The sequence below is a fragment of the Paraburkholderia sp. NMBU_R16 genome (assembly GCF_013282575.1).
In the GTDB taxonomy this organism is placed as follows: domain Bacteria; phylum Pseudomonadota; class Gammaproteobacteria; order Burkholderiales; family Burkholderiaceae; genus Trinickia.
The window spans coordinates 1-3,188 of record NZ_JAAAYE010000142.1 but is presented as its reverse complement, the minus strand read 5'-3'; the positions used below and the strand labels follow the sequence as shown (position 1 = coordinate 3,188).

2 protein-coding genes and 1 pseudogene are annotated in these 3,188 nt (G+C 62.1%); 1 reads left to right on the top strand and 2 read right to left on the bottom strand.

Features of this window, described 5'->3' with window-relative positions; all coding sequences use genetic code 11:
• Positions 1–158, top strand: a pseudogene (locus GWC77_RS29840) (IS5/IS1182 family transposase); the annotation flags it as partial.
• 1,789 nt (positions 159–1,947) lie between these two features.
• Here the strand turns inward: GWC77_RS29840 and GWC77_RS27235 are convergent.
• Complete coding sequence (locus GWC77_RS27235; RefSeq protein WP_173262449.1) at positions 1,948–2,169, bottom strand: hypothetical protein; 222 nt, start codon at positions 2,167–2,169, stop codon at positions 1,948–1,950.
• Entirely contained in the window at positions 2,166–2,957 is a 792-nt protein-coding gene (gene istB, locus GWC77_RS27230; RefSeq protein ID WP_173262446.1) for an IS21-like element helper ATPase IstB, read from the bottom strand. Before istB ends, GWC77_RS27235 begins: the two co-directional genes overlap by 4 nt.
• Positions 2,958–3,188 lie beyond the last annotated feature (231 nt).

Below are 3,188 nucleotides of genomic sequence, written 5' to 3'. Positions count from 1 at the left end.
CGACGATGGGGCGATACAAGGCACTGATCGGCCCGCGTCTGCGCACGCGTCATCCCGATGCGCAGCAGACCGAAACATCGATCGGTGTGGCGGTGCTCAACCGCATGCTGGCCGCCGCACGCCCGAAGTCCGTGCGCTGTAAGGTTCATGCCGCATAACCTGTGGGGAAAGGGGCGCATTGCACCCTGCTCCGCCTCCATGCACCAACGCCATTGGAGCGGCACAATTCATTTACGTTCCATCAAGAATCGAACACTACACTAGTTGTCTTGTACCCGAAGACGTTGGGCCATTCCCCCTCCGCTCCCGGGACTTGGAGTGCGTCGCGGCGGCGGCGGCGGTGCCAGGTCAGGGAGCGGTGGGGTCTCCATGCGAAATCGGAGGGCACTGGGAGGCACACCAATGCTTCGCGCTATATTGCGTTCTTGCCGTTGTAGCGCCTTAAGGTCCTGGGGCGTTGCTGCCGGCCCTAGCTGCCTCCTGGCACGTTGAGTCCACTGATGTCGCTCAAGGTCCTTTCTATCATTTCCCGGCCCGAGCGTCTCCACAGCAACTCGATCGCGTTGGTCTTTAAGGTATTTCTGCCGCGTCTTGCCGTCAGCAGCCGCCCGCTCGTCGCGTTTCGCCTGCTTATGCTCTGCGGCTGAGTCGTGCCCATTCTGCTTAGCCAGGAAATTTTCATATTCCGCGCCGCTTTCGAAGCCGTTCCGCTTGAGGAAGTCGTTCTTTTCGTCTCTACGTACCCCCCTAGTTGACGTGCGTCCTCCCCTTATCGCCTTGTTAACTATGCTATTTCGCTTTCTCGTGCGATTATATGCCCTAGTTTGTACCTTCGGGTCGTTGCTCTGCAATTCATTGTCAGTAACGGTACAGCCCGAAAAGTGGTTATCCTCGTTCGGCACGCGGTTGGCCTCGTGCGGGGCTTTGGGGTGTCTGCAAGGGGAGCAGCTCACCGTTGCTGCGGAGGACTCGGAGGACGGATAAGGGGCGCTCCGCTCCTTGCCCTGTTTCGCAGTGCGAGTAGGGCCCCTGCTCGGGCCAGCCCCTGAGGTGCTCGGGCCGGTCCTCGAGGAGATGTCGGATGCGTGAGGGAGGTACTCGTCGTCGTCGCTCTCCTCGAACAACGGGGTAGGCTCCCTCCGTGCCGAGTGCGAAGTATTCGAGTATTGCGATGGATGGTTGGATCCAGTGGCCTGGCTGTTCCGCGACGGCGGCCGCGGCGACTGCCTGTAGCTCGCATGCTCGTTCGGATTGTTCCGACCAACCAACGCCCTCACGAGCATGTCACGCGGGAACTGGCTCAGCAGCCTAGGGTCAAGCGCACCAGGCGGCGGCACCGACTGCGAGCGAGGAATGGTGGGCACATACACAGCTGGCCGATACCCAGCTGGCGGATACCCAGCTGGCGGATACCCAGCTGGCGGATACCCAGCTGGCGGATACCCAGGTGGCGGATACCCAGGTGGCGGATACCCAGGTGGCGGATACCCGGGTTGACTGCTGGGATGCTGCCCAGCCGGAGGCCATCCTCCTTGCAGTTGCGCCAGTTGGGGGGAAGCACTGGGCGCACCCTGACCAGCGTTCGGCGGTTGTCCGCGTCCGGCGGCTGGGGGGCCCTGATTAGGGTAAGGGTTGCCCCATGGTGAACTGGAGAGATTATTTCTGGTTGGTTCCATGATGCTCGATCACAAAGTGAGTGTTGCTGCTCCCATTGTTAGACCCTGGCGGGCGCGCTTTCCCGCCCCCGCGTAAAACGTCGGCGGTACGCGAAGCCACCCCGCTTGGCGGGACCATGTCGCCTGCGCGCCCATCGATGGCGCCCTATCGATAGCTGTTGATGGCGGTGTAAAAGCGCGCATAGATGACGACACAAGGTTGAGAGAATTGCTCAACAATGAAGGGGCAACGAGGGCCCCTTCGTCTTGCGGTGCGCGAGCGCGAAGTTGATCAGAATGGTGGGTCGGGCGTCGCTGCGGGGGCGGTTGTGGTATTCGAGCGTCGCTCACGCAACATATCGTGAAGCTGCGGGCCGTAGAAGTCGGTGATCACGGCCAGCAGATCGTCAAGCAGTTCGAATGCGGCGAGCGCCTGCTCGGGTGTCCAGTCGTCGGGCACAACGAACGGCAGGCCACGCTGGCAACCCGAAGGCAGTAACGGTTTGCGCGTCATGAGGCAGATCCCTTTCTGGTTGCGGGTTTCGCTGCGCTGCGTTGCCGTGCGCGAGCTTCGGTACGCTCGCGCGCTTCCTTGAGCCGGTACGACTCGCCCTCGATGGAGATCACCTCGGCGCGATGCACGAGCCGATCCACAAGGGAGACCACGCAGGCGGCGTTGGGGAACACCTCCGACCATTGCGCAAAGGGTTTGTTGGTTGTCACTACCGTAGAACGGGCCTCGTATCTGCGGTTAATCAGTTCGAACAACAGATCGGCATGACGGTTCGAATACGAGAGATAGCCGACTTCGTCGATTAGCAGGACGTCCGGCGCGGCGTAATAGCGAAGCCGCCGGCGCAACGCCGAATCGCTGTCGAGCGAGGCCAGTTCGCCCAGCATCTCGCTGGCGGATTTGAACAGCACCGTATGGCCCGCGATGAGCGCCTGGTGTGCCACGTTCTGCGCAAGCGTTGATTTACCGACGCCGTTCGGGCCGATGAACACGACGTTGGTTGCGTCGGCGAGGAACGAGAGCGACATCAGCTCCTCGACCGCGCCACGGTCGATGCGTTTGGGCCACTGCCAGTCGAAGTCGGCCAGCGAGCGGAAGTGGCCAAGCTTTGCATCACGGATGCGCCGTTGCAGCGAACGGTGCGCGCGTTCGTCCTCTTCCCATTGCAGCAACGGTGCAATCCAGTCGGCACCGTCTACCTCGGCCCAGTGCTCGACCAGGCCGTTCAGGCGCAGCGTCTTTGCGCGCGCGAGCAGGATCTCATTGTTGCTCGCGTTCGATGTCGTCATGTTCTTCGCTCATCAGTTGATCGTAGGTGTCGAGCCGGTGGGGTTGTACGGGCGTATCCTTGCGCCGCACGTGCTCGGGCAGGTTCATCGCGATAGGCGGCGGCGTGCCGCGCGTCAAACAAGATGAGAGCAGCGCGTCAATCAGGATGAGAGTACTGGCGTGGCGGCAGCGGTGAAGGGCGTAGCCCGGAACCGCTGCCGCCACGCCGCGCCGAGCAGTCCCCCGTCATC